Below are 24,274 nucleotides of genomic sequence, written 5' to 3'. Positions count from 1 at the left end.
CCAACCGCTCACACTTTTCCTGGAATTGCTCCAATCAAAGGGCCGGGATGTCGCCCCTCGCCCAGCCTTCGGTGATCTCGGCGGCGCGCACTTCAAAGGCCTTCGCTTCGACGGCCGCGCGGATGTCCTGCATCAGCCTCTGATAATAGGACAGGTTGTTCCAGGTCAGCAGCATGGCGCCGAGCGCCTCCTGCGAGCGTACGAGGTGATGCAGGTAGGCGCGCGAATAATCGCGCGCGGCCGGGCAATCGCTTTCCTCGTCGAGCGGCCGCGGATCGTCGGCATGGCGGGCGTTCCTGAGATTGACCTTGCCGCGGCGCGTATAGGCAAGGCCATGGCGGCCGGCACGCGTCGGCATCACGCAGTCGAACATGTCGATGCCGCGCGCCACCGATTTCAGGATATCGTCAGGCGTGCCGACGCCCATCAGGTAGCGCGGCTTGTCGGCCGGCAGCTCCGGGCAGGTGATGTCGAGCATCTCCAGCATCACCGGCTGCGGCTCGCCGACCGCCAGCCCGCCGACGGCATAGCCTTTCAAGTCCATCGCCTTCAGCGCCTGAGCGGAGCGCACGCGCAAGGCCGCGCTGTCGCCGCCCTGGACGATGCCGAACATCGCCTTGCCCGGCTGGTCGCCGAAGGCCGCCTTGCAGCGCTCGGCCCAGCGCAGCGACAATTCCATGGCGCGCTCGATCTCCTTGGGCTTGGCGGGAAGCGCTGTGCATTCGTCGAGCTGCATCTGGATGTCGGAATCGAGCAGCCCCTGGATCTCGATCGACCGCTCCGGCGACATCTCGTAGGGCGCGCCGTCGATATGCGAGCGGAAGGTGACGCCCTGTTCGGTCAGCTTCCTCAGCTTCGACAGCGACATCACCTGGAAGCCGCCGCTGTCGGTCAGGATCGGATAAGGCCAGCGGGCGAACTCGTGCAGGCCGCCGAGCCGGGCCACGCGCTCGGCGCCGGGCCGCAGCATCAAATGGTAGGTGTTGCCGAGGATGATGTCGGCGCCGACGCCGCGCACCTGGTCCATATACATGGCCTTGACGGTGCCGCCGGTGCCGACCGGCATGAAGGCCGGCGTGCGGATCTCGCCGCGCGGCATCGAGACAAGGCCGCGCCGTGCCTTGCCGTCGGCGGCAAGCACCTTGAAGGAAAAAGTCTCAGCCATTGAATTCCTTGTCGTGCACCGGAGCGCCGGCCGCCTGCTCGTCGAGCGACTGCCGGTAGCGGATGCAGCCGCGCATGAATTTCGGCCATGGCGGCACGGCGATCGACGGCTCGGTCTTTTCCGGCAAAAGGTCCCAGAGGTCGGGGTGATGCCAGCACAGATCATGCCCGGTCGTGTCGCGATGAGCGCGGATGCCGGCGCGCAGCTTCTTCACCTCCGCGGTCAGCATATCGCGGTCCATGCTGTCGAGATCATCGTCCATCGCTCGTCTCCGCCCGGTAAAGCAGGCTTGCGTCGCCGTAGGAGTAGAACCTGTAGCGGTTCTCGATGGCATGCGCATAGGCCGAGCGCATCGTCTCAAGCCCGCTGAAGGCCGAGACCAGCATGAAGAGCGTCGAGCGCGGCAGATGGAAATTGGTCATCAGCATGTCGGCCGTCCGGAAGCGGTAGCCGGGCGTGATGAAGATGTCGGTCGGTCCGGACCACGGGTCGATCCCGCCGTCGTCGCGCGCGGCACTTTCCAAAAGCCGCAGCGATGTCGTGCCGACGCAGACGATCCGCCTTCCCCGTGCCTTGGCCGCGTTGAGCGCCGCCGCCGTCTCCGCGCTTACCGAGCCAGTCTCGGCATGCATCTTGTGATCGACCGTGTCGTCCGCTTTGACCGGCAGGAAGGTGCCGGCGCCGACATGCAGCGTGACGAAGCGGCGATCGACACCCCTGGCGTCGAGCGCGGCAAACAGCTCCGGCGTGAAATGCAGGCCGGCGGTGGGAGCAGCGACCGCGCCCTCTTCCCTGGCATAGATGGTCTGGTAGTCGGCGCGGTCGCGCTCGTCGTCGTCGCGCTTCGAGGCGATATAGGGCGGCAGCGGAATATGGCCGACGGCGTGCAGCGCCTCGTCGAGGAACGGCCCGGAAAGGTCGAAGCCGAGCAGCGCCTCGCCCGCCTCGCCCTTCTCGATCACCGTGGCGTCGAGCTGGCCCAAAAAGCAGGAACTGCCGTCATGGCCGAAATGGATGCGGTCGCCGGCGGCGATGCGCTTGCCCGGCCGCATGAAGGCCTGCCAGCGGTCCGGCGCCACGCGCATATGCAGCGTCGCCTCGACCTGCGCCACCGCCTCGCCGCGCTTGCGCACGCCCTTCAATTGCGCCGGGATAACCTTGGTGTCGTTGAACACCAGCACGTCGCCTTCGCGAAGCAGCGACGGCAATTCGCCGACGATGCGGTCCTGCAGCGGTTCGCCCGGTTTGACGACCAGAAGCCTGGCGCCGTCGCGCGGCTCGGCCGGGCGAAGCGCGATGCGCTCTTCCGGCAGGTCGAAGTCGAACAGGTCGACGCGCATCAGTAGAGCCGGATGAGCAGCGCCCCGGCAAGCAAGAGCACGGCGCCGGCGACGCGGCCAAGCGAGATTTCGCGCACCGCCACGCCAAGGAAACCGGCGCGGTCGATCAGCATGCCGGCAAGCAGCTGCCCGGCGACCAGGAAGGCCATCAGCGCCGCCGCGCCGATGCGCGGCGTCAGAATGGTGGAGAGCGTGACATAGAAGCCGCCGAGCATACCGCCCGCGATGAACAGCCAGGGTGCCGGCGCCTTCCAGTCGAGTGATATGCCCTGCAGCCTCACCACCGCGAAGGCGATAATGCCGAGAACGATAGCGCCCGACAGGAAGGAGAATGCCGCCGCCGCGACCGGAAGGCCGAGGCCCTTCGCCAGCTGCGAATTGATCGGCGCCTGGATGGCGATGAAGGCGCCGGACAGGATGCCGAGCAGGGACCAGACAGCGCCCATCATCGTTCCGCCTTTACTTGACGTCCGCCGCGACTTTCAGCGAGACGATCTTGTCGGGATCCTGCACCGGCTCGCCGCGCTTGATCTTGTCGACATTCTCCATGCCTTCGATGACCTGGCCCCACACCGTGTACTGGCGGTTGAGGAAAGCGGCATCGTCGAAGCAGATGAAGAACTGCGAATTCGCCGAATTCGGGTTCTGGGCCCTGGCCATCGAGCAGGCGCCGCGGCCGTGATTGGCGTTGGAGAACTCGGCCTTCAGGTCCGGCTTGTCGGAGCCGCCCATGCCCGCGCGCGACGGCGCATAGGTGGGCTTGCTTGAATTGCCGAACTTGACGTCGCCGGTCTGCGCCATGAAGCCGTCGATGACGCGGTGGAACACCACGCCGTCATAGGCGCCTTCACGCGCCAACTCCTTGATGCGCGCGACGTGGCCGGGCGCCAATTCAGGGTACATCTCGATGACGACCTGTCCCTTGGTCGTTTCCATGATGAGCGCGTTCTCGCGATCCTTGATCTCAGCCATGTCAGGAAATCCTTTTGAAAATTGAGGGAGTTATTTGCTGTCGGCGGCGATGCGAACCTTGATCATGCGGTCGGGGTCGGTGACCGTGCCGTTGTCGGCCTCGTCGCCCTTCTTGATCTTGTCCACGAGATCCATGCCGCCGACGACCTTGCCGACGATGGTGTACTGGCCGTCGAGGTTCGGCGCCGGCGCGAACATGATGAAGAATTGCGAGTTCGCCGAATTCGGGTCCTGCGAACGGGCCATGCCGAGCACGCCGCGCGTGAACTGCTCGCTCTGCGAGAACTCGGCCGGCAGATCGGGAAGATCGGAGCCGCCGGTGCCGACGGCTTCGGGGTTGAACCCCTTCTTCATGTTGCCGAACTTGACGTCGCCGGTCTGCGCCATGAACCCGTCGATGACGCGGTGGAAGGCGACATTGTCATAGGCGCCGTCGCGCACCAGCTTCTTGATCTGCGCGACATGCTTCGGCGCCAGATCGGGACGCAGCGCAATCGTCACGTCGCCATCCTTGAGCGTGATGATCATGGTGTTTTCCTTGTCGGCGGCGACGGCCGGGCCGGATGCCGAAAAAATGGATGCCGCGAAAAGGCCGGCAAGCACGACAAGGAACGAAGCGAGCTTCTTCAGCTGCATAGGAATCTCCGGGAAAGCCTATTTGGTGAACTTGGCGGTGAGCGCGCCGGCAACCGCCGCTGGCACGAATGGGCGGATGTCGCCGCCCATCGACGCAATCTGGCGTACAAGTGTGGCGGTAATGGTGCGCACCGACGGGCTGGCGGGCAGAAAAACCGTCTGCAGTTCCGGCGCCATCGTCTCGTTCATGCCGGCCATCTGCATTTCGTAATCGAGGTCGGTGCCGTCGCGCAGCCCCCGGATCATGATCGAGGCGCCATGCTTGCGGGAAGCGTCGATGACCAGCCCGTCGAAGGACACGACCTTGATGCGGTCGCTGTCGCGGCCGAATTCGGCCTTGGTCGCGGCCTCGATCAGCTTCACGCGTTCCTCGAAGGAAAACAACGGCTTCTTGCCAGGATGAATGCCGATCGCCGCATAGACGGTATCCGCCACCGCTAGCGACGCCTTGAGCACGTCGAGATGGCCATTGGTCAGCGGGTCGAAGGAGCCGGCGTAAAGGGCGGTGCGTTCGGTCATGGCAGGCTTCTAGCGAGCCTCTCAAACAAAGGCAAATCCGATTGATGAGGCGTGCGTGAACCTTTTCGCCCCGATGAACGACAGATGAATGCGACGATCACGAACGTTTCACGCAGCGTTCACTAGGTTGCCGCTTCAAGGGATGAAACCAAATTCCCATCTTATCGTTGTAAGGTGCAGGAGAACACGCAAATGCTGATCTACATGCTTGCCACTGCAATGACCATCGTGATGCTGATCGCGACTGCATTCGGGTTGCATCAGGAAGCAGCGCGGGTGCGCGTCAAGGTCAATACCAAGCGGCTCGATGGTTTCGCCCATCGCAACGTTTACCGTCGCCACTGATCCCCGCCATGACCGAACCGGCCCAAAGGGGCCGGTGAAACCTGGACGAACCTATTCGCTTTCGCCCGTATCGTCCGCGCCGCTTTCGCCCGAGGCCACGTCCTCGGCCTCTTCGTCCGACTGCGGCTCCGAAATCCGCTCCACCGACACAACCTTCTCGCCTTCGGCCGTATTGAAGATCGTCACGCCCTTGGTGGCGCGGCTGGCGAAGCGTATGCCGTTGACCGGCACGCGGATGACCGTGCCGCCGTCCGAAACCAGCATGATCTGATCGTCATTGCCGACCGGGAAGGTCGCGACCAGCCGGCCGATCTCAGCTACCTTCGACACATCGGTGGCGCGGATGCCTTTGCCGCCGCGGCCCGTCAGGCGGAAATCGTAGGACGACGACCGCTTGCCGTAGCCATATTCGGTCACCGTCAGCACGAGCTTTTCATGCGCCTTGAGGAATTCGTAGCGCTCCTCGGAGAGCTCGGCCTCCTCGCCGATTTCCTCATTGGTCAGCGCGATTTCTTCTTCCTCGCCGGCAGCGCCGACTGCCAGCCGGCGCTCGGCCGCGGCGCGCTTGAGATAGGCGGCCCGCTCGGCGGGTGACGCATCCACATTCTCGATCACCGACATCGAGATGATGCGGTCGGTCTCGGCCATGGTTATGCCGCGAACGCCGACCGAATTGCGGCTCTGGAAGACGCGGACATCGGAGACCGGGAAGCGGATGCACTGGCCGGAATTCGCCGTCAGAAGCACATCGTCATTGTCGGTGCAGGTCTCGACGCCGAGAATCTCATCGCCCTCTTCCTCCAGCTTCATGGCGATCTTGCCGTTGCGATTGACCTGGACGAAGTCGCTGAGCTTGTTGCGGCGCACGGTGCCGCGCGTGGTGGCGAACATCACGTCGAGCTCGCCCCAGCTGGTCTCGTCCTCCGGCAGCGGCATGATCGTGGTGATGCGCTCGCCCTGCTCCAGCGGCAGCATGTTGATCAGCGCCTTGCCACGCGATTGCGGGTTGCCGATCGGCAGCCGCCAGACCTTCTCCTTATAGACGATGCCGCGCGAGGAGAAGAACAGCACCGGCGTATGCGTGTTGGCGACGAACAGCCGGGTGACGAAATCCTCTTCCTTGGTCGACATGCCGGAGCGGCCCTTGCCGCCGCGGCGCTGCGCCCGGTAGAGCGAGAGCGGCACGCGCTTGATGTAGCCGGAATGGCTGACGGTGACGACCATGTCCTCGCGCTGGATCAGATCCTCGTCTTCCATATCCGAGCCGCCGTCGGAGAGCTCGGTGCGGCGCGGCGTGCCGAACTCGTCGCGGACAGCGACCAGCTCGTCCTTGACGATTTGCTGGATACGAGCACGCGACGACAAAATGTCAAGGAAATCAACGATCTCGGCGCCGATCTGGTTCAACTCGTCGGCGATCTCGTCGCGACCCAGCGCGGTCAGGCGCTGCAGGCGCAGTTCGAGGATGGCGCGAGCCTGCTCCTCGGAGAGATTGTAGGTGCCGTCCTCGTTGATGCGGTGGCGCGGATCGTCGATCAGCTTGATCAGCGGCGCGACGTCGTGCGAGGGCCAGCGCCGCTCCATCAACTGCTCGCGCGCCGTCTGCGGATCGGGCGCGGTGCGGATGAGCTTGATCACCTCGTCGATATTGGCGACGGCAATCGCCAGACCGACCAACACATGCGCCCGCTCGCGCGCCTTGCGCAGCAGGTATTTCGTGCGACGGCTGACGACTTCCTCGCGGAAGCTGACAAAGGCCTTCAGCATGTCGATCAGCGTCAGCACTTCCGGCTTGCCGCCGTTGAGCGCCACCATATTGGCGCCGAACGACGTCTGCAGCGGCGTGAAGCGATAGAGCTGGTTGAGGACAACGTCGGCCACGGCGTCGCGCTTCAGTTCGACGACGACACGGTAGCCCTGGCGGTCGCTCTCGTCGCGGATGTCGGAGATACCCTCGATGCGCTTGTCGCGCACCAGTTCGGCCATCTTCTCGATCATCGAGGCCTTGTTCACCTGATAGGGAATCTCGGTGACAATGATGGATTCACGGTCATTGCCGCGCTGCTCGATCTCGACGCGGCCACGCATGACGATCGAGCCGCGGCCCGTCGAATAGGCGTTGTAGATGCCGGAACGGCCGAGCACGATGCCGCCGGTCGGGAAATCCGGACCGGGCACGATCTCCATCAACGCCGTCAGGTCGATCGCCGGATTGTCGATCAGGGCGATGGCGCCGTTGCAGACCTCAGTGAGATTGTGCGGCGGGATGTTGGTGGCCATACCGACGGCAATGCCGCCGGAGCCGTTGACCAGAAGGTTCGGGAAACGGGCCGGCAACACCTTGGGCTCGCTGCCGGACGCATCGTAAGTGTCCTGGAAATCGACGGTTTCCTTGTCGATGTCCTCCAGGAGCTCATGCGCGACCTTGGTGAGCCTGGACTCGGTATAGCGCATCGCCGCCGGCGGATCGCCGTCGATCGAACCGAAATTGCCTTGACCGTCGATCAGCGGCACGCGCAGCGACCAGTCCTGCGCCATGCGTACCAACGCATCATAGATCGAGGCGTCGCCATGCGGATGGTATTTACCCATCACGTCGGCGACCGGGCGGGCCGACTTCACATATTTGCGGTTCCAGTGGTAGCCGCTCTCATGCGAGGCATAGAGGATGCGGCGATGCACGGGCTTCAGGCCATCGCGCACGTCGGGAAGCGCGCGGCTAACGATCACGCTCATGGCGTAATCGAGATAGGAGCGCTGCATCTCCTCGATGATCGAAATCGGCTCGATGCCGGTGGGGCCGCCGTCCGGCCCGCGCGGTGTCTTCTGGTCGGTCAAATCAGGTCACAATCCAGTCGGGAATCACTGCATGCTTATATAGGAAGCCTTGCCGAAACTCCAATCTCGGCCGGACTTTTCCAGAGACAATTTTGATGGTAATTTCAAATGGATACCGCTGATTGCGACGATATGGCCACCTTCGTTTTCGCCGTCATGCGGCAAGGTCGGCGATGGATCGGGCAAAAACCGCAAGTGCTGTGAACCTGGCCTCATGGCTGCCCTTGCGGGCGCTGAGCGGCTGGAGCGTCAAGGACCTCAACGGCGATCTGGCGGCCGGCATCACACTGGCTGCGATCGCCATTCCCGAGCAGATGGCGACGGCGCGCCTCGGCGGCTTCGCGCCGGAGATCGGCTTCTTTGCCTTCGTCGCCGGCTCGCTGGCCTTCGCGCTGTTCGGCGCCAACCGGCATTTGTCGGCCGGGGCGGATTCGACGATCACGCCCTTGTTCGCCGGCGGGCTGGCGCTGATCGCCACGTCCGGCTCGCCGCACTACCTGGCGCTGGCGGCCATGCTGGCGCTGATGGTGGGGCTGCTGGTGACGCTCAGCGGCGTTTTCCGTCTCGGCTGGATCGCCGATCTCCTGTCCGTGCCAGTCACGACCGGTTTCCTCGCCGGCATTTCCGTCCATATCATCGTCTCGCAGCTGCCGGGTCTGCTTGGTCTGCCGACGGAAGGTGGCGAGACGGTGCGGCGCATCGGCGAAATCGCGACCAATCTCCACCTCACCAATCCGTGGAGCCTGGCGCTTGGGCTCGGCGTGTTCGGCATCGTCTTCGTCGCGGAGCATATCAGCGCTCGGATTCCGGCCGCGTTGATCGGCGTGGTTCTGGCGACGCTTGCAGTCATCGCCTTCGACTTGAAGAACCGGGGCGTCGAAGTGCTCGGCGCCTTGCCGAACGGGTTGCCGGCCCCAGGCATGCCGACCGTTGACTTCCAGGACGCGCAGGCGCTTGTCCCTCTCGCGCTGCTGATCGCCATCGTCGTCATGGTGCAGACGGCGGCCACCAGCCGCTCCTTCGCGCCGCGGGACAGCGACGCGCCGGACGTCAACCGCGACTTCGTCGGCGTCGGCGCGGGCAGCATTCTGTCCGGCCTGTTCGGCGCCTTTGCCGTTAACGCCAGCCCGCCGCGCACGGCCATCGTCGCCCAGACAGGTGGTCGCTCGCAGCTCTCGGGCCTGATCGCGGCGGCCATCGTCTTGGCGCTCGGCGCCTTCGGTGGCGGCCTGCTTGCCAATGTGCCGCAGGCCGCGCTCGCCGGCGTGCTGATGTTCGTGGCCCAGCATATCCTGCGCTGGCAGGTGTTCGCCAAGGTCTGGCGCCAGGCGAAGGGCGAGTTCGCGCTGATCCTGATCACGATGATCGCCATCGTCGTCCTGCCGATCGAAACCGGCGTCGCGATCGGCATCGGCCTGTCGCTGCTGCACGGGATCTGGGGCTCGACGCGCACCGAGCCGATCGAGCTGGCGCAGGTACCGGGCACGTCGGTCTGGTGGCCGCCGAGCGATTTCAGCGCCGGCGAACAGCATCCCGGCGTGCTGGTGGCAGCGTTCCAGGCACCGCTTTCCTTCGTCAATGCCGACCGTTTCAAGCGTGGCCTGAGCGACCTGATCGACGCCAGCGAGGACCTGAAGCTGGTGGTGCTGGAAGCCAGCAACATCGTCGAGATCGACTACACCGCCGCCCAGGCGCTGATCGACACCATCCGCCATTGTCGCGACAAAGGCGCGGTCTTTGCGATCGCGCGCATGGAATCGCTGCGCGCCCAGGCGGCGCTGAAGCGGTTCGGCATCGCTGAAATCGTCGGCACAGAGCGCATATTCCACAGCGTCGACGCGGCGATCAAATCACTTGGTCCGGGGAAACCGCAACAGCAGAAACAGGATGGAGTGCCATGATCGATCCCCGAGAACCCATTGTGACCCCGGTCCCCGTCGAGGACTTGCGGCCTACGCAGATAACGGTCGGCATGCGGGAGGTCGGGCTGAAGCGCCAGATGATCCGGGCGCAAGACGCAAAGAAGAAGACCGGCGCCTTTCTCGGCAGACACATGGTGCCGGTGGTGCTGGGCCCCAAAAACCGCAACTACGTCACCGATCACCATCATCTCGCCCGCGCCCTGCTCGAGGAAGGCGTCAAGGACGTGCTGGTGACCGTGATCAGCGACCTGTCCGCGCTCGACAAGGACGCGTTTCTTTTCGTGCTCGACAATCGCGGCTGGATGCACCCGTTCGACGAGAACGGTCGGCGCCGCGATTACGCGGCGATCCCGAAGACCATCGGCGAGCTGGTCGACGATCCCTACCGGAGCATGGCGGGCGAACTGCGCCGCCAGGGCGGTTACGCCAAGGACACGACGCCGTTCAGCGAGTTCATCTGGGCGGATTTCCTGCGCCGCCGCATCGACCGCAACGCGGTCGCGAAGAATTTCGACAAGGCGATGAAGGATGCCTTGGCGCTCGCCAGGAGCAAGGACGCGGACTATCTGCCTGGCTGGTGCGGCCCGACATCGGATTGACCGCGCACCCGCCGAAAGTGGCAAACCTCATTGGCCCGCGCGGCGGGAGCGATAGGCGCCGGGATTTTCTCCCATTTCGCGCCGGAAGCGGCGGTTGAAGGTCGACAGGTCGCTGAAACCGGCATCGAACGCGATCGTCGAGATCGCGGCGTTCGACGCGCGCAGTCGCACCGCGGCCCGATGCAGCCTCGTCCTCAGCAGGAATTGATAGGGCGTCATGCCGGCGACGTGCCGGAAAATGCGCAGGAAATGAAAAGGGCTGGTGGCCGTGCCGTCGGCCAGCTCGGTCAGCGACAAGGGTCGATCGGCGTTGATTTCGATCAGGCGCACCGCCTCGGCAACGCGTTTCTGGTCGCGGCGGCTGGGCGTCCGGGCAGTCGTGGAAGATCCGGCCGCGGCTAGGGCGACCGCGCCGGCGATGCGCAGGCCGAGTTCCTCGAACGCTTCGCCGTCGCCCGTTTCCCGCGCCGCTTCCGCCTCGGCGAGCAAAGGCGCCAGCGCCGGCAAGGGCGGCAGGCGCGGATCGGCAAAGCCTAGCCGTTTCACGCCCGGCAAGTCGGTCAGAACGCGCTCCAGATAGGCAGGCGAGAAATGGAAGGAGATGCAGCGGTCACCGGCGCCGTGCTCATGCCCGCATTCGTAGCAGGCGCCGGGATTGCCAAGCAGGATGGCGCCCGGCGCCAGCATCGCAGTGCCCTGGCGCGTGCGATAGCGGAACGTGCCTCTGGTCACGGCAGCGACGCAGAAGCTGCGGTGCTCTTCCTCGAATGGCCTGTCGCCGGCGACCGCAGCGCACACCACGTCGGACACCTGCCAGCCATGCCCGGAAGCCAAAGTTCTCTGGGTGGTCGTCATGGCGAAAAGATAGCAATTTTTCCCAAGCGAAGAACCCTGCTGCGCCCCTATTGCTTGGCCTCTCCTGACAAACGAGGCCGCAACAATGACCGATCCTTTTGCCGAGGCCCTGCATAGCGACGGGCCCAATCCGGATCTCGCCGAAAAACTCAAGCTCTACGGCCGCTTCATCGGCGCCTGGACATTCGACGCCACCCGCATTCTCGAGGATGGGACCAGGCTCACGGGTCGCGGCGAGGTGCATTTCGGCTGGGTTCTCGAAGGCCGCGCCGTGCAGGATGTCTGGATCCTGCCCGCGCGCGATGCGGGCCCCTCCCCGTCGCTCGGGCCATGGACCTTCTACGGCACGACATTGCGCGTCTACGATCCCGCCGCCGACACGTGGCACATCTTCTGGAGCGATCCGCGCAACCAGTATTACAGCCGGCAGCAAGGCCGCGCCGAGGGCGAGACGATCGTCCAGATCGGCGCCGACGGCACCGGTGCCTCGGTGCGCTGGAGCTTTTCACGCATCACCGGGAATTCGTTCCGCTGGCTCGGCGAACGCTCGCATGACGGCGGCTCAACCTGGCGCATGGAGGTCGAATTCCTGGCCCGTCGCGCGACTCCGGCCTGAGCGACCAACCAATTGTAATCATGGAGGAAACAATGCTTGACCACATCTCGATCGGCGTCCGCGACGCGGGCGCTTCGAAACCCTTCTACGACGCGGCGCTCAAGCCGCTCGGCTATTCCTGTCTAAGCCAGTCGCCGGTTCCCTCGGCTACGGCGCCCAAGCGATCCAGCTTTGGGTGAACGACGCCGGGCGGCCGGTTCCGGCCGAAACGGAGTCTGGCCTGCATTTCTGTTTCGCGGCGCCGACGCGCGCCAGCGTTGACGCTTTTCATGCCGCGGCATTGCGCCAAGGCGGTAAGGACAATGGCCCGCCTGGGCTCCGAGCGGCCTATGGAGACAACTATTACGCCGCCTTCGTCATCGACCCGGACGGCTACCGCCTGGAGGCCTATTGCGGCAGGCCCGAATAGCCGGCTGATTTCCTCTTCCGCGCTGTTTTCAGCGCCCCGGCTTTGCTCTACCAATTGGTAGCCTGGCTTCGCCCGGCGGGAGGGGACCAGCGATGCCGAGTTTCGACAGCCTGTTCAACGCCTTCGTCACCATACTGGTGACCATCGACCCGCCCGGGCTGGCGCCACTCTTCCTCGCCGTGACGCGCGGCATGAACCGCGAGGAGCGTCAGCAGGTCTCGGTCCGCGCTTCGGTGATCGGCTTCCTGGTCATGGCGTTGTTTGCCATTGCCGGCGCCTCGATCCTGTCGGTGTTCGGCATAACGCTGCCGGCCTTCCGCGTCGCCGGCGGCTTCCTCTTGTTCTTCATCGCCTTCGAAATGGTGTTCGAGCGCCGCCAGGACCGCAAGGAGAAGATCGGCGACGTCGCCATCACCAGGGACATGATCCACAACATCGCCGCCTTCCCGCTGGCGATCCCGCTGATCGCCGGTCCGGGCGCCATCTCGGCAACGGTGCTGCTGTCGGGACATTTTGAAGGCTTTGCCGCCCAGGCAGCGCTGGTCGGCATCATCTTCCTCTGCCTCGTCATCACCTATCTGGTGTTCGTGCTGTCGGAACGCATCGACCGCATCCTCGGCCAGACCGGCCGCTCGATCCTGACCAGGCTGCTGGGCGTCATCCTGGCGGCATTGGCGGTGCAGTTCGTGGCCGACGGCGTCAGGGCGCTGATAGCGGCCTAACCGGCTGCGAAGCAGTCGACCTACCGCCCTACTGCCTACTGCCTACTGCCTACTGCCTACTGCCTACTTCGCCGCCGTATCGACCACCTCGAAGTCATGCGTGATCGTCGCCGTCTTCGCCATCATGGCGCTGGCCGAGCAGTATTTCTGGATCGACAGATCGATCGCGCGCTTCACCTTGTCGTGCGACAGCGCGCGGCCCTTGACGATGAAATGCATGTGGATACGGGTGAACACTTTGGGATCGGTCTCGGCCCGATCGGCATCGAGCTCGACCACGCAATCCTCGACCGCCTCGCGGCCTTTCTCGAGGATGTGGACGACGTCAAAGGCCGAGCAGCCGCCGGTGCCGATCAGCACCAACTCCATCGGGCTCGGTCCCGGCGTCTTGCCGTCCGGTCCGTGCGCGGTGCCCAGCACCACTTTGTGGCCGCTGCCGGATTCGCCGACAAAAGTGCGTTCCTCGACCCATTTGACACGTGCTTTCACGATGATCTTCCTTACTGAGTTGGCCGCCTTATTGGCCAAACACCACGGCGTGCATGATCCGGCCGGGCAGCAACGTGAAAACGCCCGCGCCAATCAGTGCAAAGACATACAGCGAGATCATCACCTTACGATGCTTTGCCACCCGATGGTTATGCGCGTGCCAGACCGCGAGCGGCACCGTAATCAGCACCAGGATCGACAGCAGGTGGATCGGGCTGAAAGGACCGATGAGCCGTATCTGCTGGATCCAGAAGCTCGATATGGCGATGACCAGCATCAGCGCCACCCAGGCATAGCCCAGCACGCGATGACGCACAGTGCCTTTCGGCAGCGCCAACTGGGCGCCGCCGATGGCTAAAGCGGCGAAGGCCGCGAACGCATGCCATGGAATGGGAGGCGGCGCCGACAGAAGCGGTCCGAGCGACATCGCGCCTTCCCCTCAACCGACCAGACGCTTAGAACGGGATCTCGTCGTCCAGCTCGCGCGACGAGCCACCGCCACCGCCGCCCCTGGAGCCACCGCCGCCGCCGCGGCTGAAACCTTCATTCGGGCCGGACTGGCCGAAATCCGAGCCACGGCTGCTGCTGCCCCCGGAGTAATTGCCCACCTGCCCGCCGCCGCCCTCGCCGCGCGCGTCAAGCATCTGCAATTCGCCACGGAACTTCTGCAGCACGACCTCGGTCGTGTATTTGTCGGCACCGGTCTGGTCCTGCCATTTGCGGGTCTGCAACTGGCCCTCGACATAGACCTTCATGCCCTTCTTCAAATACTGCTCCGCCACCTTGGCGAGCTGATCGTTGAAGATGACGACATTATGCCACTCGGTCTTTTCCTTACGCTCGCCCGAGTTCTTGTCGCGCCAGCTTTCCGACGTGGCGATACGGATGTTGACGACCGGATCACCGGAATTCAGGCGGCGGATTTCAGGGTCCGCCCCGAGATTGCCGACCAGAATGACCTTGTTGACGCTACCCGCCATCTTATTTCTCCGCGCTCATCCGAAACAAATTTTAAGTCGCTCACCTTACAGCCTGCGGGTCGCCGCCGCCCGCAAAGGCTGGCTTTTCCCACAAGGTTTTTGTTCTCTTTTCGTTCTAGTCACAACCGCCCTTTCTGTCAAGGAATGTCAGCAAAGGCCTTGGCTGAACATGCTCCTTGATATGGCGATCAAATGGAGGCTTGCCAAATCAATAAGTATCGACTTATGCTTTATCCATGATCGAAGCAGAGATTTTCCGGGCGCTCGCCGACCCGACACGACGCGCCGTCTACGAGCGGCTTACCGCCAGCGAGATGAGCGTGAGCGAGCTGCGCGCCGGCATGAGCGTGTCGCAGCCAGCGGTCTCGCAGCACCTCGCCGTGCTGCGCGGCGCCGGTCTGGTGGTCGAGCGACGCGCCGGCCGCAACGCCTATTACCGCGCCGATCCGCAAGGGCTCGACCCGCTGCTCGGCTGGGTCGAACGCTACCGCGCCTTCTGGCCGGAACGCATCGAGAAGTTGAAGACGGTTCTGAAGGGAATGGACCAATGACCAAGAGAAAGAACCCGGCAGCGGCCGAGGCGCCGCTCGGCTTCGAATGCGAGGTTGCCGAGCCGCCGGAAAAGGTCTGGCGCGCGCTGACCGAGCCGCAACTGCTCGCCGCCTGGCTGATGCCGAACGACATGATGGCTAAGGCCGGCACCCGCTTCGCCTTTGCCGGACCGGATGCGCCGATCGAATGCGAGGTGCTCGAGGCCGAGCCCGGCAGGGTGCTGCGCTATTCGTGGCGCGAGCGGCCCGGTGCCGATGATGCCAGCCGGCTGCCCGCTTTCGATAGCGTCGTCACCTTCACGCTGGCGCGCACTGCCTCGGGCGGCACGCATCTCAGCATCGTCCATGACGGCTTCGTGCGGGTGGCTGAGCCCGTTGCCATTGCCGGCGCCGGATGCGGGCTTTCGCTCGACGCGCGCAGGAATCCGATCGCCGCCAATGCGCCCTCAATGATGCTGCGCGCGGCCTGATCAAAAGAGAACCGAGGAAACCCGTCATGAGCATTGCCAATCTGGTGCCGATGGTCATCGAACAGTCGAGCCGCGGCGAGCGCTCCTTCGATATCTTTTCGCGGCTGCTGCGCGAGCGCATCGTCTTCATCAACGGCGAGATCAACGACAACGTCTCGGCGCTGGTCTGCGCCCAGCTTCTGTCGCTGGAATCGGACCATCCCGACAAGGAGATCTCGCTCTACATCAACTCGCCGGGTGGCATGGTGACCAGCGGCTTCGCCATCTACGACACGATGCAGTACATCTCCTGCCCGGTCTCGACGGTGTGTATGGGTTTTGCCGCCTCGATGGGCTCCTTCCTGTTGATGGCAGGCGCCCCGGGGCGGCGCATCGCGCTGCCCAACACGAGAATAGTGCTGCATCAGCCGCTTGGCGGCTTCCAGGGCCAGGCCTCCGACATCCAGCGCCATGCCGAGGACATCGTGCGCACCAAGCAGCACATGACCGAGCTCTATGCCAGGCATTGCGGCCGCAGCTACGAGGAGGTCGAACGCACGCTCGACCGCGACTATTTCATGAGCGCGGCGGAAGCCAAGGAATGGGGCCTCGTCGACCACGTCTACGACACGCGCAAGAAGGCCGCCTGAACATCGCGGGGGCAGACGCGCGGCAATTTGATCGCCGCGCTTCTGGCATCGCCCCAGCCGCGTCTCTATAGTCCGCGCATGATCAATCCGCTTCAATCCAGGCGTCTGTGCGCTGCCCTCGCCGTGCTTGCCGGCGTGCTGATGGCTGGCTTCGCCTTTGCCGACGACAGCTCGTCGCAGAAACTGCCGGGCGTCAGCGGCGACTACCGCATCGCCAAGCCGGCGCCGCAACCGGAACCGGACGACGCGCTGCCAGCCGGCAACGACGGCACGTTCAAAATCGGCAATACCGATGTCAGGATCGGCGGCAGCATAACGATCGACATGGCAACGGGCGGCATGAAGCTGCCGAACCACTGATCATCCTGCACAGAAATTTTGCCGGATTGGGTGTGTCCCCTTAGCACTGTCAGCGCGCTGTGGCGATTGGCCGAGGCGCTTCTCAACTCGTCATTCTATGGCGAAGCAAGGAGCGAAGCGACGCGGTGTAGACCATAGAATCCATGCCGTTACGCGAATGCGATGCGACGGTGCAGAATTTTGCACCGTTGTGCCCCTCGGCTGAGGTAACGGCATGGATTCTAGGGTCTGCGCTACGCTTCGCATCGCTCCGCCCTAGAATGACGACGTTGCGAAGGCTCCGGCCAACTGCGAACCTGGCAGTGTCACAAAGCAGTGCCACAAAATGTAAGCCCCATCCCTGCTTGGCAGATGGATGGGGCTTCATGGATCTGAAATCCAACTTTAGCCGGGAGTGGACAGCCGGCGTTTGATTTCGGATGCAACGCGGCGTTCAGCCGACGATCCGACTATCGTCTCTGATTGTTGGGAATCGGCGAGTCACGGTTTGTCGGGCTGGCGTTTCAAGTCTGCCCTGGCACTTATGCCCGCCGCGGCTCCATCTCCGTGTGGAGCCTCAAGGGACTGTCCGGTGGCGTCATGCTCCGCTCCTGGGTCCGTTGCGACAATGTCGTTCGAAGCGCAAATCGCTATCGCCTGCGGCGTCTCGCAGGCCGCCTGTTGGGCGGCGAGGCCATCGAAAGACGGCCGGCTTCGTTGACGCCTTCGAGACTGCTCCCCAGGGCCTGGCACGTCAACCGTTGAATAGCCGGTTACCAAAAAATGTGATCGCGCGCAGGTTACGTGCAGGTAAGTCCAGCGTCTTTGTGGATCAACGAGCCGGGTATCGGCGGCACTTGTTTCCACAACGCTTTCGATAACGCTTAGGGCGACTGTTTCCACAGCGCTCCCAACGCGGCTGTTTCCACAACGCTTTGTCAGGAGCGTGTTCGACCTTTGTTCTTTCCGCTTGCCCGCCCGCGCGAAAGACGGTTAAACCCATGATTGGCTTCTTCCGTCGAGATTGTGGCGTCTCTCGACGCGGCGGTAAAACAACCTACATAAGGGATGGCCGGGACAAACCCGCCCAATCCAGCAAATTCCAGATCTGAGGCGGCGACCGGCGATGGCCGACCATAAATACCTTTCCATTCGCGGGGCGCGCGAACACAATCTCAAGAACGTCGATCTCGACCTGCCGCGCGACAGCCTGATCGTCATGACCGGCCTGTCGGGCTCGGGCAAGTCGTCGCTCGCCTTCGACACCATCTATGCCGAGGGCCAGCGCCGTTATGTCGAGAGCCTGTCGGCCTATGCCCGCCAGTTCCTGGAGATGATGCAGAAACCGGATGTCGACCAGATCGACGGCCTGTCGCCCGCCATCTCGATCGAGCAGAAGACCACTTCGAAGAACCCGCGCTCGACGGTCGGCACCGTCACCGAAATCTACGACTACATGCGCCTGCTGTTCGCGCGCGTCGGCATCCCCTATTCGCCGGCTACCGGCCTGCCGATCGAGAGCCAGACGGTCAGCCAGATGGTCGACCGCGTGCTGGCCCTAGACGAAGGCACGCGCCTGTTCCTCTTGGCGCCGATCGTGCGCGGCCGCAAGGGCGAGTACCGCAAGGAACTGCTGGAGCTGCAGAAGAAGGGCTTTCAGCGCGTCAAGGTCGACGGTGTCTTCTACGAGATCGCCGACGTGCCGGCGCTGGACAAGAAGTACAAGCACGACATCGACGTGGTGGTCGACCGCATCGTCGTGCGCGGCGACCTGGCGACGCGGCTCGCGGATTCGATGGAAACGGCGTTGAAGCTCGCCGAGGGCCTGGCGGTGGCCGAGTTTGCCGACCGGCCGCTCGATGCCAGCCAGACCGGCGACGATGCCGTCAACAAGTCGAAGAACGAGACGCATGAGCGCATCCTGTTCTCGGAAAAATTCGCCTGCCCGGTATCCGGCTTCACCATTCCCGAGATCGAGCCGAGGCTTTTCTCCTTCAACAATCCGTTCGGCGCTTGCCCGACCTGCGATGGCCTCGGCAGCCAGCGCGCCATCGATCCCAACCTCGTCGTGCCGGACGAGAACGTCTCGCTGCGCGACGGCGCCATCAGCCCGTGGGCGAAATCGAGCTCGCCCTATTACGCGCAGACGCTGGAAGCGCTCGGCAAGGCCTATGGCTTCAAGCTCGGCGACAAGTTCAAGGATCTGAGTGCGGAGGCTAAAGAAGCCGTGCTGCATGGCACCGGCGAGCGCGAGATTACCTTCCAGTATGATGACGGCCTGCGCTCCTACAAGACCACCAAGACCTTCGAGGGCGTCATCCCCAATCTCGACCGGCGCTGGAAGGAAACGGAATCGGCCTGGATGCGCGAGGAGATCGAGCGCTTCATGTCGGCCACCCCTTGCCCCGCCTGCAACGGCTACCGGTTGAAGCCCGAGGCTCTGGCGGTGAAGATCGGCGGCAAGCATATCGGCGAAGTCACCGAGCAGTCGATCCGCAAGGCCGACCAGTGGTTCACCGACCTGCCGACGCAGCTCAACGAGAAGCAGAACGAGATCGCGGTCCGCGTGCTCAAGGAAATCCGCGAGCGCCTGCGCTTCCTCAACGATGTCGGCCTCGACTATCTGACGCTGTCGCGCAATTCCGGCACGCTGTCGGGCGGCGAGAGCCAGCGCATCCGGCTTGCCTCGCAGATCGGCTCCGGCCTTACCGGCGTGCTCTATGTGCTGGACGAACCGTCCATCGGCCTGCACCAGCGCGACAACACGCGCCTGCTCGACACGCTTAAGCACCTGCGTGACATCGGTAACACGGTCATCGTCGTCGAGCATGACGAGGACGCCATCCTGCATGCCGACTATGTCGTCGATATGGGTCCGGCCGCCGGCATCCATGGCGGCGAGATCATCGCGCAGGGCACGCCGCAGCAGGTGATGGCCAATCCCAATTCGATCACCGGCAAATATCTGTCGGGCGCGCTCGAAGTGGCGACGCCTGGCGTGCGGCGCGAGGCCAAGAAAAACCGGCGGCTGAAGATCGTCGGCGCGCGCGGCAACAATCTGAAGAACGTGACCGCGGAGATCCCGCTCGGCACCTTCACCGCCGTTACCGGTGTCTCAGGCGGCGGCAAGTCGACCTTCCTGATCGAGACGCTGTTCAAGGCGGCCTCGCGCCGCATCATGGGCTCGCGCGAGCATCCGGCCGAGCACGACCGTATCGAGGGGCTGGAATTCCTCGACAAGGTCATCGACATCGACCAGTCGCCGATTGGACGAACCCCGCGCTCGAACCCGGCCACTTACACCGGCGCCTTCACGCCAATCCGCGACTGGTTCGCGGGCCTGCCGGAGGCGAAGGCGCGCGGCTATCAGCCGGGCCGCTTCTCCTTCAACGTAAAGGGCGGCCGCTGCGAGGCCTGTCAGGGCGACGGCGTCATCAAGATCGAGATGCACTTCCTGCCCGATGTCTACGTCACCTGCGACGTCTGCCACGGCAAGCGCTACAACCGCGAGACGCTCGACGTGTTGTTCAAGGGCAAGTCGATCGCCGACGTGCTCGACATGACGGTCGAGGAAGGCGTCGATTTCTTCGCGGCGGTGCCTGGCGTTCGCGACAAGCTGGAAACGCTGAACCAGGTCGGCCTCGGCTATATCCATATCGGCCAGCAGGCGACGACGCTGTCGGGCGGCGAGGCGCAGCGCATCAAGCTCGCCAAGGAACTGTCGCGCAAGGCGACGGGCAAGACGCTGTACATCCTCGACGAGCCGACCACCGGCCTGCATTTCCACGACGTGGCGAAGCTGCTCGAAGTGCTGCACGAGCTGGTCGACCAGGGCAACACGGTGGTGGTCATCGAGCACAATCTCGAGGTGATAAAAACCGCCGACTGGGTGCTCGATCTCGGCCCAGAAGGCGGTGACGGCGGCGGCGAACTGGTGGCATCGGGCACACCGGAAGCGATCGTGCGCGAGAAGCGCAGCTACACCGGCCAGTTCCTCAAGGAGCTTCTGGAACGGCGCCCCGGAGGCAAACGCGAAGCGGCCGAGTGATGGCAGGTAACGGCCTAGTCTCCATCGAAAGCCGCTTCGGTGTCGGTGAAACCATCGATCGGCTGGTCGAGACGGTCATCGGCGCTGGGCTGCGCGTCTTCACACGGATCGACCACGCCGCCGGCGCGCAGGAGATCGGCGCGCCGCTGCGTCCAACGGAATTGCTGATCTTCGGCCATCCGAAGGGCGGCACGCCGTTGATGCAGGACCAGCAGCTTGCCGGCATCGACCTGCCGATCAAGGCGCTGGCCTGGGAAGACGAACAAGGCAAGGTCTGGCTGTCCTACAACGACGCGCGGTGGTTGGCGGAACGGCACGGCCTGGGCGATGCAAGCCGCGATGCTGTTGCAGCGATTGCCGCCGGCATGAAAAAGGTTGTCGCGGCTGCTGCCGGGGTAGATCAATCGTGAGACTTGCCCGCCCCGACGATCTCACCGCCATCGTCGCACTGACCGCCGAAGCCTATGCGCCTTACACGCCGATCTTCGGCGGACCCCCGGTCCCGGTCACCGAGGACTACACGCCGCGCATCGAGCGCGGTGAGGTCTGGCTGCTGGAAGAAGACACAAAGCTCGCCGGGTTGATCGTGCTCGAGCGTCATTCCGACCACGCCATGATCTTCAGTGTCGCCGTCGCGCCGGCTTTCCAGGGCAGGAAGCTCGGCATCAAATTGCTCGACTTCGCCGAGGAGCAGGCGCGGTCATGGGGCGTGCCGGAGGTACGGCTCTACACCAATTCGCGCATGGAGCGGAACATCGCGCTCTATGCGGCCTATGGCTATCGCGAAACGGGTCGCCGGGCCAACCCGTACCGGCCAGGATGGACGTTGGTCGACATGGCGAAGCCGGTCGATAAAGCAGCCTGATCGCATTTCGAAACGGAGGAGAAGACGATGAGCCAAGGAAAGATCCGCTCCGGCATGGGCGGCTGGACTTTCGAGCCCTGGGATACCTCCTTCTATCCGGACAAACTCGCCAAGGCCAAGCAACTGCACTATGCCAGCCGCCAGGTGCCGAGCATCGAGGTCAACGGCACCTACTATTCCAGCTTCAAGGAACCGACCTTCGTCAAATGGGCCAATGACGCGCCGGAGGGTTTCGTCTTCTCGCTCAAGGGCAACCGCTTCGTCACCAACCGCAGGGTGCTCGGCGAAGCAGGTGAATCGATGATGCGCTTCCTCGGCTCCGGCGTCGCCGCGCTCGGCGAGAAGCTCGGCCCGATTCTCTGGCAATTCGCGCCGACCAAGAAATTCGACGCCGACGATTTCGAAGCCTTCCTGAAACTTCTGCCCGAGAAGCAGGACGGCGTGCCTTTGCGCCACGCGCTTGAAGTGCGCCATGACAGCTTCGTCGTGCCGGAATTCCCGGCGCTGGCCCGAAAATACAACGCCGCGATCGTCTATGCCGACCATGCACAATATCCGGCGATCGCCGACGTCACCAGCGATTTCGTCTACGCGCGGTTGCAGACCGGTAGCGACGACAATCCGGATTGTTATACGCCGAAAGGCCTCGACGAATGGGCGGGACGCGTGAAGGCCTGGGCGCAGGGCAAGCAGCCAGCCGATCTGCCGCGCGCCGATCCCAAGACCGATGCGCCGGTCAAGCCGCGCGATGTGTTCGTCTACTTCATCACCGAGGGCAAGGTGCGGGCGCCCTTCGGTGCGATGGCGCTGATGAAACGGGTGGCAGCCTAAAAGCGCGTCGCGCTGAAACGGATTCAGGCGGCGTACTTTAAGTCTTTGTTTTGATGCATGTCGTTGTCCCAGAACTGCTGCACACTTCTGAACGACATGCATTAGACCTAGCCAATCCTTTATTCCCACGCTTGAGCTTTGCCGGGGCGATGCGGCGCTATCGGCGGCTAGCTTGTCGGAACCTGCCGGCCATCTTGACCGTTCTGGTCTCAACCGCCGGCCGCAGGACACCGCCGAGGGCCGGTACGGCGAGGTTGCCGCCTCGCAAAACGCTCGCCAAATCCCGCTGCGTCGGAAAAGGAGCGAGGAAAGATGACCGTCATCCTCGGTGCGTTGCTTACGGTCGCCGGCATCGTGTACATGGCAGGCGCCGCTCTGCGGCGCGGACGACTGAGTGACCCAGCACCAACAGCGCCGGATCGCCCGGCGCCGAACCTGGCAACACCGGGCCCGACACTGGAGCCGCGGCGGCGCGGACTTGGTTTCCTCGGCCTGTCGCAGAACTGGCCGGGTCTGCTGATGATGGCGGTCGGCGTCCTCCTGCTGCTGTCGATGGCGGTCCTCTGACGTTGCGGAATTATAGCACCTTCATCGCTGTCGTAACGTAATCGATACTTCCTTGCTGCACTAATGGACCTACGCCAGGTTGCAGAAGCCCGGCGGCGGCAAGGAAGCCTACATGCTGCTCGACTACAATTCATTGCTTCTGGCCGTCGGCTTCTCCGCCGCCTGCCTCAGCCTCACGCTGTTCGGAACCTGGCTGGCCGCGCGCTCCGACAGGTTCCTGCTGACCTGGGCGATCAGCGTGCTGGTCGTGGTGGTCGAGGTCTTTGCCTATGACGCCTATATCAAGCAGCCCGGAGCGGCGCTTGGCGTGCTGACGCTGGCGCTGCTGCTGCTCGGCTTTTCGGTCATGCTGGGTGCCGCTTACCAATACAGGACAAGACGCTCGCCCGTGCTGCGGATCGCGCTTGGCGCGGGCTTGTCCTTCGCGCTGGCCCTGCCGCCGATGGCGCTCGGCTATGACGGCCTGGGCTTCATTCTGGAGAATGCGCTGGCCGCGCTGCTCCTGTTCGGCACCGCGTATGAATATTGGCGGGGTCGCGCGGAAGCACCCGTCCATCTCATTGGCGTGTCACTGCTCTATTCGCTGACCGCCGTATCCTTCGTGCTGTGCGCGGCCGTGCTGGCATGGGACGGCAAGCTCGTCCTCGGCCATGCACCGAGCAATTGGGCGGAGGATCTGAGCCTCGTCATCGTAATCGCCTCCATGACCGGCATCGGCGCCTTGTCGCTGGCGCTCAACCAGGGCCGGCTTGCCCGCCATCATCAACGCGAGGCGCAAACCGATGCCTTGACCGGGCTGCTCAACCGCCGCGCCTTGTTCGACCTGCACGGCAAGACAGCCGTCGGCGCCTTCACGGCCGTGGTGGTGTTCGACCTCGACGGCTTCAAGGCGGTCAACGACCAGTTCGGTCACGCCGCCGGAGACGAGGTGTTGAAGGTGTTTGCCGAGGTGCTCTCCACGGATCTGCGCCCGAGCGACTCCGTCGCCCGCATGGGCGGCGAGGAATTTGCCATGGTGTTGAGACGCACCTTGCCCGAGACAGCCGAGGCGACGGCCGAACGTGTCAGGTCCGCCTTCGCCGCGCGCACGGTGGAGACCGAGAGCGGGCCATTGCGCTGCACGGTGAGCGCCGGCTTCGCCTTCGGCAGCGCGGACGGCATGAGCTTCGACAAAGTGCTCAGCGCGGCCGACAAGGCGCTCTATGCGGCCAAGCGCGGCGGCCGCAACCGCGTCCTGGATTTTCGTCGCGCCGGTTGAATTCTACCGCGGCGTGCGAACTCTCAATGGTGTGAGATCACTTCGTTGAAAGCGTCGAGATCGACGTAGAAGACCTTGGTGATCTCATCCAGCAGATGGTCCTCGTCATAGCCTTGCGACATCAGGATGTTGATCGCCGTCATGATATCGACGCGCTCGGTGAGCCGTCGCTTCTGATAGTCCTCGACAAAACGTTCCATCGCCGTCCCCTGGCAAGATTCTTTTTGGACGCATTGACCGACAATCACTGCGGGGAAAGCTAAGCAGGCTTGCTTGCGTGGAACTTGCGGGCGGTGTCCGCGCGCCTTC

At 63.9% G+C, this 24,274-nt stretch carries 28 protein-coding genes and 1 pseudogene; 16 read left to right on the top strand and 13 right to left on the bottom strand.

The window, feature by feature from the left end; translation table 11 throughout:
• Positions 1-34: 34 nt before the first annotated feature.
• The 7 genes from tgt to coaD are packed head-to-tail and all read right to left on the bottom strand — an operon-like array spanning position 35 to position 4,632.
• Positions 35-1,165: a tRNA guanosine(34) transglycosylase Tgt gene (tgt, locus tag AC0YKC_RS18525; RefSeq protein ID WP_488512082.1), complete on the bottom strand. Its 1,131-nt coding sequence runs from the start codon at positions 1,163-1,165 to the stop codon at positions 35-37.
• Positions 1,158-1,427, bottom strand: coding sequence for a hypothetical protein (locus AC0YKC_RS18520; protein WP_434722726.1), 270 nt, complete (start codon positions 1,425-1,427; stop codon positions 1,158-1,160). The genes tgt and AC0YKC_RS18520 overlap by 8 nt, the downstream gene beginning before the upstream one ends.
• Positions 1,417-2,505 (bottom strand): tRNA preQ1(34) S-adenosylmethionine ribosyltransferase-isomerase QueA, encoded by a 1,089-nt coding sequence (gene queA / locus AC0YKC_RS18515; protein ID WP_488512081.1) that lies wholly within the window; start codon positions 2,503-2,505, stop codon positions 1,417-1,419. The genes AC0YKC_RS18520 and queA overlap by 11 nt, the downstream gene beginning before the upstream one ends.
• Positions 2,505-2,954: a DMT family transporter gene (locus tag AC0YKC_RS18510; protein ID WP_434722728.1), complete on the bottom strand. Its 450-nt coding sequence runs from the start codon at positions 2,952-2,954 to the stop codon at positions 2,505-2,507. The genes queA and AC0YKC_RS18510 overlap by 1 nt, the downstream gene beginning before the upstream one ends.
• Positions 2,955-2,964: 10 nt before the next feature.
• Positions 2,965-3,477, bottom strand: a complete 513-nt coding sequence (locus tag AC0YKC_RS18505) for a peptidylprolyl isomerase (RefSeq protein ID WP_040987166.1) — start codon at positions 3,475-3,477, stop codon at positions 2,965-2,967.
• 30 nt (positions 3,478-3,507) lie between these two features.
• Positions 3,508-4,113 carry a peptidylprolyl isomerase gene (locus tag AC0YKC_RS18500; protein WP_430699249.1) on the bottom strand — a complete coding sequence of 202 codons (606 nt, stop codon included), beginning with the start codon at positions 4,111-4,113 and terminating at the stop codon, positions 3,508-3,510.
• An 18-nt stretch (positions 4,114-4,131) separates the two neighbouring features.
• On the bottom strand, positions 4,132-4,632 hold the full coding sequence (gene coaD / locus AC0YKC_RS18495) for a pantetheine-phosphate adenylyltransferase (RefSeq protein WP_320295760.1): 501 nt from the start codon (positions 4,630-4,632) through the stop codon (positions 4,132-4,134).
• A gap of 192 nt (positions 4,633-4,824) precedes the next feature.
• Here coaD and AC0YKC_RS18490 point away from each other — a divergent pair, with 192 nt between their 5' ends.
• Positions 4,825-4,977 (top strand): hypothetical protein, encoded by a 153-nt coding sequence (locus AC0YKC_RS18490; protein ID WP_127883694.1) that lies wholly within the window; start codon positions 4,825-4,827, stop codon positions 4,975-4,977.
• Between the two features lie 51 nt (positions 4,978-5,028).
• Here the strand turns inward: AC0YKC_RS18490 and gyrA are convergent, their stop codons facing one another.
• Positions 5,029-7,815 (bottom strand): DNA gyrase subunit A, encoded by a 2,787-nt coding sequence (gene gyrA, locus AC0YKC_RS18485; protein ID WP_320295762.1) that lies wholly within the window; start codon positions 7,813-7,815, stop codon positions 5,029-5,031.
• A 173-nt stretch (positions 7,816-7,988) separates the two neighbouring features.
• On the opposite strand from gyrA, the gene AC0YKC_RS18480 reads away from it, so the two are divergent.
• Positions 7,989-9,716 carry a SulP family inorganic anion transporter gene (locus tag AC0YKC_RS18480; protein WP_488512080.1) on the top strand — a complete coding sequence of 576 codons (1,728 nt, stop codon included), beginning with the start codon at positions 7,989-7,991 and terminating at the stop codon, positions 9,714-9,716.
• Positions 9,713-10,336, top strand: a complete 624-nt coding sequence (locus AC0YKC_RS18475) for a ParB-like protein (RefSeq protein WP_320295764.1) — start codon at positions 9,713-9,715, stop codon at positions 10,334-10,336. The genes AC0YKC_RS18480 and AC0YKC_RS18475 overlap by 4 nt, the downstream gene beginning before the upstream one ends.
• A 27-nt stretch (positions 10,337-10,363) precedes the next feature.
• Here AC0YKC_RS18475 and AC0YKC_RS18470 read toward each other — a convergent pair whose 3' ends face one another.
• Positions 10,364-11,191, bottom strand: coding sequence for a helix-turn-helix transcriptional regulator (locus tag AC0YKC_RS18470; protein ID WP_488512079.1), 828 nt, complete (start codon positions 11,189-11,191; stop codon positions 10,364-10,366).
• 85 nt (positions 11,192-11,276) lie between these two features.
• On the opposite strand from AC0YKC_RS18470, the gene AC0YKC_RS18465 reads away from it, so the two are divergent.
• The 3 genes and pseudogenes from AC0YKC_RS18465 to AC0YKC_RS18455 all read left to right on the top strand — a co-directional run bounded on the left by AC0YKC_RS18465 (position 11,277) and on the right by AC0YKC_RS18455 (position 12,938).
• Positions 11,277-11,807 carry a hypothetical protein gene (locus AC0YKC_RS18465; RefSeq protein WP_488512078.1) on the top strand — a complete coding sequence of 177 codons (531 nt, stop codon included), beginning with the start codon at positions 11,277-11,279 and terminating at the stop codon, positions 11,805-11,807.
• A gap of 32 nt (positions 11,808-11,839) precedes the next feature.
• A pseudogene (locus tag AC0YKC_RS18460) lies at positions 11,840-12,216 on the top strand (VOC family protein).
• A gap of 92 nt (positions 12,217-12,308) precedes the next feature.
• Positions 12,309-12,938: a MarC family protein gene (locus tag AC0YKC_RS18455; protein ID WP_488512077.1), complete on the top strand. Its 630-nt coding sequence runs from the start codon at positions 12,309-12,311 to the stop codon at positions 12,936-12,938.
• 63 nt (positions 12,939-13,001) lie between these two features.
• Here the strand turns inward: AC0YKC_RS18455 and AC0YKC_RS18450 are convergent, their stop codons facing one another.
• The 3 genes from AC0YKC_RS18450 to AC0YKC_RS18440 are packed head-to-tail and all read right to left on the bottom strand — an operon-like array spanning position 13,002 to position 14,407.
• On the bottom strand, positions 13,002-13,427 hold the full coding sequence (locus AC0YKC_RS18450) for an OsmC family protein (RefSeq protein WP_488512076.1): 426 nt from the start codon (positions 13,425-13,427) through the stop codon (positions 13,002-13,004).
• Positions 13,428-13,455: 28 nt separating this feature from the next.
• On the bottom strand, positions 13,456-13,854 hold the full coding sequence (locus tag AC0YKC_RS18445; protein WP_488512075.1) for a DUF2306 domain-containing protein: 399 nt from the start codon (positions 13,852-13,854) through the stop codon (positions 13,456-13,458).
• Between the two features lie 28 nt (positions 13,855-13,882).
• Complete coding sequence (locus AC0YKC_RS18440; protein ID WP_488512074.1) at positions 13,883-14,407, bottom strand: single-stranded DNA-binding protein; 525 nt, start codon at positions 14,405-14,407, stop codon at positions 13,883-13,885.
• A 236-nt stretch (positions 14,408-14,643) separates the two neighbouring features.
• Between AC0YKC_RS18440 and AC0YKC_RS18435 the strand changes: the two genes are divergently transcribed.
• From AC0YKC_RS18435 to AC0YKC_RS18390, 10 genes are all read left to right on the top strand, one after another.
• On the top strand, positions 14,644-14,958 hold the full coding sequence (locus tag AC0YKC_RS18435) for an ArsR/SmtB family transcription factor (protein WP_127863847.1): 315 nt from the start codon (positions 14,644-14,646) through the stop codon (positions 14,956-14,958).
• Complete coding sequence (locus AC0YKC_RS18430) at positions 14,955-15,428, top strand: SRPBCC family protein (protein WP_488512072.1); 474 nt, start codon at positions 14,955-14,957, stop codon at positions 15,426-15,428. Before AC0YKC_RS18435 ends, AC0YKC_RS18430 begins: the two co-directional genes overlap by 4 nt.
• Positions 15,429-15,454: 26 nt before the next feature.
• Positions 15,455-16,057, top strand: coding sequence for an ATP-dependent Clp protease proteolytic subunit (locus AC0YKC_RS18425; RefSeq protein ID WP_347349926.1), 603 nt, complete (start codon positions 15,455-15,457; stop codon positions 16,055-16,057).
• Positions 16,058-16,135: 78 nt separating this feature from the next.
• Complete coding sequence (locus tag AC0YKC_RS18420; protein ID WP_320295959.1) at positions 16,136-16,417, top strand: hypothetical protein; 282 nt, start codon at positions 16,136-16,138, stop codon at positions 16,415-16,417.
• A gap of 1,105 nt (positions 16,418-17,522) precedes the next feature.
• On the top strand, positions 17,523-20,444 hold the full coding sequence (gene uvrA / locus AC0YKC_RS18415; RefSeq protein ID WP_488512071.1) for an excinuclease ABC subunit UvrA: 2,922 nt from the start codon (positions 17,523-17,525) through the stop codon (positions 20,442-20,444).
• Positions 20,444-20,854: a DUF302 domain-containing protein gene (locus tag AC0YKC_RS18410; protein WP_488512070.1), complete on the top strand. Its 411-nt coding sequence runs from the start codon at positions 20,444-20,446 to the stop codon at positions 20,852-20,854. Before uvrA ends, AC0YKC_RS18410 begins: the two co-directional genes overlap by 1 nt.
• Positions 20,851-21,309: a GNAT family N-acetyltransferase gene (locus AC0YKC_RS18405; protein ID WP_488512069.1), complete on the top strand. Its 459-nt coding sequence runs from the start codon at positions 20,851-20,853 to the stop codon at positions 21,307-21,309. The genes AC0YKC_RS18410 and AC0YKC_RS18405 overlap by 4 nt, the downstream gene beginning before the upstream one ends.
• 27 nt (positions 21,310-21,336) lie before the next feature.
• Positions 21,337-22,140 (top strand): DUF72 domain-containing protein, encoded by an 804-nt coding sequence (locus AC0YKC_RS18400; protein WP_488512067.1) that lies wholly within the window; start codon positions 21,337-21,339, stop codon positions 22,138-22,140.
• A 312-nt stretch (positions 22,141-22,452) separates the two neighbouring features.
• Positions 22,453-22,707, top strand: coding sequence for a hypothetical protein (locus AC0YKC_RS18395; protein WP_488512066.1), 255 nt, complete (start codon positions 22,453-22,455; stop codon positions 22,705-22,707).
• Between the two features lie 112 nt (positions 22,708-22,819).
• Complete coding sequence (locus AC0YKC_RS18390) at positions 22,820-23,965, top strand: GGDEF domain-containing protein (protein ID WP_488512101.1); 1,146 nt, start codon at positions 22,820-22,822, stop codon at positions 23,963-23,965.
• A gap of 23 nt (positions 23,966-23,988) precedes the next feature.
• On the opposite strand, the gene AC0YKC_RS18385 is transcribed toward AC0YKC_RS18390, so the two are convergent.
• The gene (locus tag AC0YKC_RS18385; protein WP_095765283.1) at positions 23,989-24,165 is read right to left on the bottom strand and encodes a hypothetical protein; all 177 of its coding nucleotides are present in this window, start codon (positions 24,163-24,165) and stop codon (positions 23,989-23,991) included.
• Positions 24,166-24,274 lie beyond the last annotated feature (109 nt).

The sequence above is a fragment of the Mesorhizobium sp. CNPSo 4661 genome, from assembly GCF_057784215.1.
This window is presented reverse-complemented; position numbering and strand designations above follow the sequence as displayed.

What these genes read in the sequence shown, in the direction of transcription:
- AC0YKC_RS18440 (WP_488512074.1), bottom strand. Translation starts at nt 14,407, where the DNA reads ATGGCGGGTAGCGTCAACAAGGTCATTCTGGTCGGCAATCTCGGGGCG.
- AC0YKC_RS18475 (WP_320295764.1), top strand. Translation starts at nt 9,713, where the DNA reads ATGATCGATCCCCGAGAACCCATTGTGACCCCGGTCCCCGTCGAGGAC.
- tgt (WP_488512082.1), bottom strand. Translation starts at nt 1,165, where the DNA reads ATGGCTGAGACTTTTTCCTTCAAGGTGCTTGCCGCCGACGGCAAGGCA.
- AC0YKC_RS18445 (WP_488512075.1), bottom strand. Translation starts at nt 13,854, where the DNA reads ATGTCGCTCGGACCGCTTCTGTCGGCGCCGCCTCCCATTCCATGGCAT.
- AC0YKC_RS18480 (WP_488512080.1), top strand. Translation starts at nt 7,989, where the DNA reads ATGGATCGGGCAAAAACCGCAAGTGCTGTGAACCTGGCCTCATGGCTG.
- AC0YKC_RS18410 (WP_488512070.1), top strand. Translation starts at nt 20,444, where the DNA reads ATGGCAGGTAACGGCCTAGTCTCCATCGAAAGCCGCTTCGGTGTCGGT.
- AC0YKC_RS18465 (WP_488512078.1), top strand. Translation starts at nt 11,277, where the DNA reads ATGACCGATCCTTTTGCCGAGGCCCTGCATAGCGACGGGCCCAATCCG.
- AC0YKC_RS18490 (WP_127883694.1), top strand. Translation starts at nt 4,825, where the DNA reads ATGCTGATCTACATGCTTGCCACTGCAATGACCATCGTGATGCTGATC.
- AC0YKC_RS18400 (WP_488512067.1), top strand. Translation starts at nt 21,337, where the DNA reads ATGAGCCAAGGAAAGATCCGCTCCGGCATGGGCGGCTGGACTTTCGAG.
- AC0YKC_RS18425 (WP_347349926.1), top strand. Translation starts at nt 15,455, where the DNA reads ATGAGCATTGCCAATCTGGTGCCGATGGTCATCGAACAGTCGAGCCGC.
- uvrA (WP_488512071.1), top strand. Translation starts at nt 17,523, where the DNA reads ATGGCCGACCATAAATACCTTTCCATTCGCGGGGCGCGCGAACACAAT.
- queA (WP_488512081.1), bottom strand. Translation starts at nt 2,505, where the DNA reads ATGCGCGTCGACCTGTTCGACTTCGACCTGCCGGAAGAGCGCATCGCG.
- AC0YKC_RS18420 (WP_320295959.1), top strand. Translation starts at nt 16,136, where the DNA reads ATGATCAATCCGCTTCAATCCAGGCGTCTGTGCGCTGCCCTCGCCGTG.
- AC0YKC_RS18430 (WP_488512072.1), top strand. Translation starts at nt 14,955, where the DNA reads ATGACCAAGAGAAAGAACCCGGCAGCGGCCGAGGCGCCGCTCGGCTTC.
- AC0YKC_RS18520 (WP_434722726.1), bottom strand. Translation starts at nt 1,427, where the DNA reads ATGGACGATGATCTCGACAGCATGGACCGCGATATGCTGACCGCGGAG.
- AC0YKC_RS18395 (WP_488512066.1), top strand. Translation starts at nt 22,453, where the DNA reads ATGACCGTCATCCTCGGTGCGTTGCTTACGGTCGCCGGCATCGTGTAC.
- AC0YKC_RS18505 (WP_040987166.1), bottom strand. Translation starts at nt 3,477, where the DNA reads ATGGCTGAGATCAAGGATCGCGAGAACGCGCTCATCATGGAAACGACC.
- AC0YKC_RS18385 (WP_095765283.1), bottom strand. Translation starts at nt 24,165, where the DNA reads ATGGAACGTTTTGTCGAGGACTATCAGAAGCGACGGCTCACCGAGCGC.
- AC0YKC_RS18500 (WP_430699249.1), bottom strand. Translation starts at nt 4,113, where the DNA reads ATGCAGCTGAAGAAGCTCGCTTCGTTCCTTGTCGTGCTTGCCGGCCTT.
- coaD (WP_320295760.1), bottom strand. Translation starts at nt 4,632, where the DNA reads ATGACCGAACGCACCGCCCTTTACGCCGGCTCCTTCGACCCGCTGACC.
- AC0YKC_RS18470 (WP_488512079.1), bottom strand. Translation starts at nt 11,191, where the DNA reads ATGACGACCACCCAGAGAACTTTGGCTTCCGGGCATGGCTGGCAGGTG.
- AC0YKC_RS18435 (WP_127863847.1), top strand. Translation starts at nt 14,644, where the DNA reads ATGATCGAAGCAGAGATTTTCCGGGCGCTCGCCGACCCGACACGACGC.
- AC0YKC_RS18390 (WP_488512101.1), top strand. Translation starts at nt 22,820, where the DNA reads ATGCTGCTCGACTACAATTCATTGCTTCTGGCCGTCGGCTTCTCCGCC.
- AC0YKC_RS18510 (WP_434722728.1), bottom strand. Translation starts at nt 2,954, where the DNA reads ATGATGGGCGCTGTCTGGTCCCTGCTCGGCATCCTGTCCGGCGCCTTC.
- AC0YKC_RS18455 (WP_488512077.1), top strand. Translation starts at nt 12,309, where the DNA reads ATGCCGAGTTTCGACAGCCTGTTCAACGCCTTCGTCACCATACTGGTG.